Genomic DNA, 1,319 nt, shown 5'->3' on the forward strand with positions numbered 1-1,319 from the left:
TGTAGTTGCCCCCGCTAAACCGGACACCACCTCATTCGTTTGATGCCAGTTCCGCCCGGTACTCCCAGGGTGATTTCATTTTCAGCCCCTTGTGCGGGTGGCTGCGATTATAGTCTTCGATCCATTCCGGCAGCCTGGCCATCACCGTGGCGGCATCAGGGAGATCGTTCAGGTACACATAGTCCCGCTTGAACGTCTTCACGAAGGCCTCAGCCATGCCATTACTCTGAGGGCTTCTCACGGGTGTGGTGCACACCACAAAGCCCAAAGAGGACGCAAAGGCCCTCGTTTCTTTAGCAATGTAGCAGCTGCCATTGTCCGTCAGCCATTCCAGCGGGTGCGGCACGCGCTCTGACTGGCCAAAGCGGTATTCCAGGCTTTCCAACAGCAAGTCCTGAACCATCTCAGCGGTGATACCACCGGTGGTCGCCACATAGCGCATCAGTTCGCGGTCACAGCAGTCCAGGCTGAAGGCTACACGGACAACCTCTTTGTTCCAGCAGCGGATCTCAAAGCCGTCTGAGCACCAGCGAAGGTCCGGCTTCAACGTAATGACCTGGCCATTGTGGCAGCGCTCTTGAGGTCGCCCTGTATACCGGGGTAACAGCAGCCCATCCTGCTTCATCAGTCGGTACACGCGCTTGTGGTTTACTCGCTCATCGTTGGCTGCGAGCAACCGATTCAGTCGAGCCGTGATCCTTCGATAGCCGTTGGCAGCACGGGCATCGCACAGCTCTCGGATAACTGGCAAATGCCGATCGTCGTCCTGTTTGCTGTATCTCGGGCTTCGGCCTTTCTGGCGACCATGAAGACGATCCAACAGATTGGAGCGCGATACCTTTAGCGCTTCTGCAACCCGCTTTAGAGGGTATCGTCCGGTGGCAGCAACGGCATGCGCGAGATCAACTTTTTTGACTGAGCCACCTCCAGGGCTTCCCGGAGTATTTCAGCTTCCATCGTCTTGCGGCCCAACATCCGCTCCAGCTCCCGAACCTTCTTGTTTAGGGCTTTCATCTCGGATGCGCTGACAACCTCATCACCTGCTTCAATCGCGGACATGCCACCGTCTTTCATCAGCTTCTTCCAACGGAACAGTAGACTTGCTGATATACCATGACGCCGGGCGACAAGCGATACTGACATGCCAGGCTGCTCACACTCCGCCACCAGAAATGCCTTCTCTTGGGCTGAGTACCGTCGACGGCGCTGTACTCCGGTTATGACTTCGATTCTCTCCACCTTGGACACTCCTTTGCACTAGGTCTATGCCTAGGCCTTTGCTTCTACCAAGGTGTCCGGTTTAAATGGGGGCTACTACA

The 1,319-nt window shown here is 56.1% G+C and carries 1 protein-coding gene; it reads right to left on the minus strand.

The features are described 5' to 3' along the window. Positions 1-31 precede the first annotated feature (31 nt). A protein-coding gene (locus E0L37_RS21145) for an IS3 family transposase (RefSeq protein ID WP_133493616.1) occupies positions 32-1,239 on the minus strand; the annotation gives its coding sequence in 2 pieces (ribosomal slippage) (positions 32-912 and positions 912-1,239; 1,209 coding nt in all). Between the last annotated feature and the right edge of the window lie 80 nt (positions 1,240-1,319).

This window comes from Alcanivorax sp. 24 (assembly GCF_004360225.1).
In the GTDB taxonomy this organism is placed as follows: Bacteria; Pseudomonadota; Gammaproteobacteria; order Pseudomonadales; family Alcanivoracaceae; genus Alloalcanivorax; species Alloalcanivorax xiamenensis.